General features: G+C 74.3%; 2 protein-coding genes. Both read right to left on the bottom strand.

What is annotated here, in order from left to right; all coding sequences use genetic code 11:
- On the bottom strand, positions 1 to 1,874 hold a 1,874-nt coding region (locus tag CCN29_RS33345; protein ID WP_086686220.1), incomplete at its 3' end, for a serine/threonine protein kinase.
- A gap of 25 nt (positions 1,875 to 1,899) precedes the next feature.
- Complete coding sequence (locus tag CCN29_RS33340; protein ID WP_086686218.1) at positions 1,900 to 3,246, bottom strand: hypothetical protein; 1,347 nt, start codon at positions 3,244 to 3,246, stop codon at positions 1,900 to 1,902.
- Positions 3,247 to 3,287: the final 41 nt, after the last annotated feature.

Here is a 3,287-nt window from a genome sequence, read left to right as displayed (position 1 = left end):
GCGGCCTCCAGCGCGCCCAGCGCCTCCAGCGCGGTCCCCCACTCGCCCGTCTCCAGTCGCGCCCGCACCTCACGCAGCCGCGTCTCGGTCGACGGGTCGGGCGCGGCGGCCAGCGCGTGGATCAGCTCGGCGGGCGCGGACGTCAGCAGACCGGCGAGGAAACCCGCGTTGGGGTCGGTGGGCTGGACGTGCGGGACGGGCAGCGCGAGGGCGGCCGTGGGGCAGTCCACGGGCCGGACCAGGGCGGCGGGGGAGCGCGGGGCCACCGGCGCCGGGACGGGCACACCCTTACGGGTCCGGGCGCGGCGGGCGCCCAGGCGGGACACGTCACCGTCCAGCTCGGGGAACAGTTCCGTGTCCGTCACCCGCAGTTCGGGACCGAACTGCGTCGACAGCGCCGGACGCGCCTGCCCCGACTGGAGCGACACGACCTCCCGCAGCACACCCGTCAGCTGCTCGGCCATCTCCTGCGCGGAGGCGAACCGGCGCGCCGGGTCCGGGTCCGTGGCCCGTACGAGCAGCCGGTAGAAGGACTCGTAACTCCGGAACACCTCGATGGTGTCCGGGTCGGGCAGGGAGTCCGCGTAGACGGTGGTGTAGCCCTGGAAGTCGAAGGTGAGGACCGCCAGCGTGCGGGCGACCGTGTACAGGTCGGACGCCACCGACGGGCCCGCGTCGGCGACCTCCGGCGCCTGGTAGCCGACCGTGCCGTAGATCGCCGACTCGTCGTCGTCCATGCGGCGCACCGCGCCCATGTCGATCAGCTTCAGCTGGTCCTCGGTCTGGATCGCGTTGTCGACCTTGAAGTCGCAGTACAGCAGGTTGCGGCTGTGCAGATGCCCGAGCGCCTCCAGCGCCTCGATGCCGTACGCGCACGCCTGCTCCACCGGCAGCGGGTCCCGCCTGCCCTCCGGCGTGCGGCGGGCGTTGGCGATCTCCTTCAGCGACTTGCCGCCGACGTACTCCATGACGATGTAGCCGTCGAGGGAGCCGGTGCGCTGGTCCAGGTGCTCCACGAAGTTGTAGATCCGCACGATGTTGGCGTGCTCGATCTCCGCGAGGAAGCGGCGCTCGGAGATGGCCGCCGCCATCGCGTCCTGGTCGCCCGTGTCGAGCAGGCCCTTGAGGACCACCCAGCGGTCCGACACCGCGCGGTCCACGGCCAGGTAGATCCAGCCGAGCCCGCCGTGCGCCAGACAGCCGACCACCTCGTACTGGCCGTGCACCACGTCACCGGGACGCAGCTTCGGCACGAACGAGTACGGGTGACCGCACTTGGTGCAGAAGCCCTCCGTACGGCCCGGCCGGCCGTTGCGCGCCCGGCCCACCGGCGCCGCGCAGTCCGACCGCGAGCAGTACCGCTTGCGTTCCGGCACCTCCGGGTCGTCCAGCACCATCCGCCGCGGATCGGGCCGCGGGATCGGCGGCACCCGCACCAGCCCCACGCCCAGCCGGCCCCGCCCCGAACTCCCCGCGCCCGAACCGGAACTGCGCACCGACACCGAACGGCCCGCCGCCGTCCGTCCGGACAGCGAACGTGACAGCCGCCCGGAGACGGAGCGACGGGACTTCGACGACTGCGACGACGTACGGGAGCTGCGGCCGCTGCGGCCGCTTCTGTTGCTTCCCGCGCCCGCGCCGGACGCGCCCGCACCCGAGCCGTGCGAGTCGCGGCCGCCCGCCGTGATGCCCGTCGGGGGTGACGCCACCAGGCCCGTGGGCGACACCACGGGCGCCAGACCGCACGTGTCGCAGTACAGCTCGCCCCCGCCGACGTCGTCGTACGTGCCCTCGCAGTCGGGGCGCTGACACGCGGACCGCTCCTGCGCGGGCGCCGCGGGCACCGCGGGTCCCTGGGTTCCCGGTTCGCTCATGCTCCGGCCGCCTCCCCCTCGTCGCTCATGCGCCCGGCCCCCTGTGCCCGTCCGGACCGGCCCCCTGACCCGGCACCCTCGGCGCGGCGCCCAGCAGCTCCGCCACCGCCTGCTGGTAGCGCAGCACCGCCTGCTCGGCCGCCCGCAGGTCGCACGGCGCGCTCCACAGCATGCGACGCGCCTTCTCGTACCGCTCCACAAGCAGCGGGTCCTCGGCCAGACCGTGCCGGGACACCTTCGCCTTGTACGCGTCCAGCCGGCCCCGCAACTCCGCGCGCACCGCCAGCGGCGCCGTCACCGCCGTCAACGACTCGCGGGCGCGCAGCAGTTCGTCCTCCGCCTTCTGCTCCAGCGACTCCAGCAGCGGGGACAGCCGGTGCCACTGGGCGTGCCTGCGGTACTCCGCCGCCGTCGACAGCTGCTCCTGGAGCGCCGTCGGCGGGCCGCTGACCACCGGCACCTCCGTCGCCGCGATCTTCGCCAGCACCTCGCCGCGCGCCGTGCGCGCCTCGGCGAGGGTGCGGTCGGCGCGGGAGAGCACGTCGCGGAGGCGGACGATGCGCTTCTCCGCGTCCTGCCGGACCGCCAGCACCGCGTCGATCTCGCGCCGCACGTCCTCCAGGGCCCGGGCCTCACGGTCGTAGACGGTGGTGTCCGGCTTCCCGCCGCCCGGCGCCGAACTGCCCTCCGCCGGCTTCCAGAACGCCAGCGGGTCCGACACCACCTGCTCGCGCAGCTTCGTCAGCGTGCGGGTGATCCGCTCCAGGTCGTCGCCCGCCGGATGCTCGCCAGGGCGCACCCCGACCGAGTGCGCCAGCCTGCTCGTGCGGTGCAGCTCCGCCGACAGTAAATCGATCCGGGCGGGCAGCGCGGACCACACCGCGTCCGCGGCGACCACCATGTCCAGCGAGGACGCGTACAGCTCGTTCATACGGTCCACGAGGGAGGACAGCGAGTGGCGCTCGCTGAGCACGCCCGGACCGGCCCGACCGCCGTGCAGGGTCGGCGCGTTGGCCGTCGCGGCGGCGCTGCCGGCCACCGTCACCGGCTCGCCGCGCAGCAGCTCCGTCAGCTCCACCAGGTCCTCGCGGCTGGACCAGCGGCGCCGGGCGCGGATCTCCCGCGCGGTGCGCAACACGCCCGTGTACGCGTCGAAGTAGGTCCACAGCAGCGTGATCGCCGCCTCCGTGGACGTCCACCGCTCGGCGGTGACGCCGGTGAGCCGGGCGCCCTCCAGCAGTCGTCGGCCCGCGTGGTCCTGCAGGGCGAGGAGCGAGGTCTCGATGGCCTCGTGCTCCGCGCCGAGCCGCGCCAGCGCACGGTCCACCTCGTCCCGGTCCATCACCGGCCCGGCGGGATCCGTGTCGGCCATCGATCACCTCTCGCTGCGGGGAAGGGGGGTGGGAATCGGGG

This window comes from Streptomyces pseudogriseolus, from assembly GCA_002154585.1.
GTDB classification, from domain to species: Bacteria; Actinomycetota; Actinomycetes; order Streptomycetales; family Streptomycetaceae; genus Streptomyces; species Streptomyces pseudogriseolus.
This window is presented reverse-complemented; position numbering and strand designations above follow the sequence as displayed.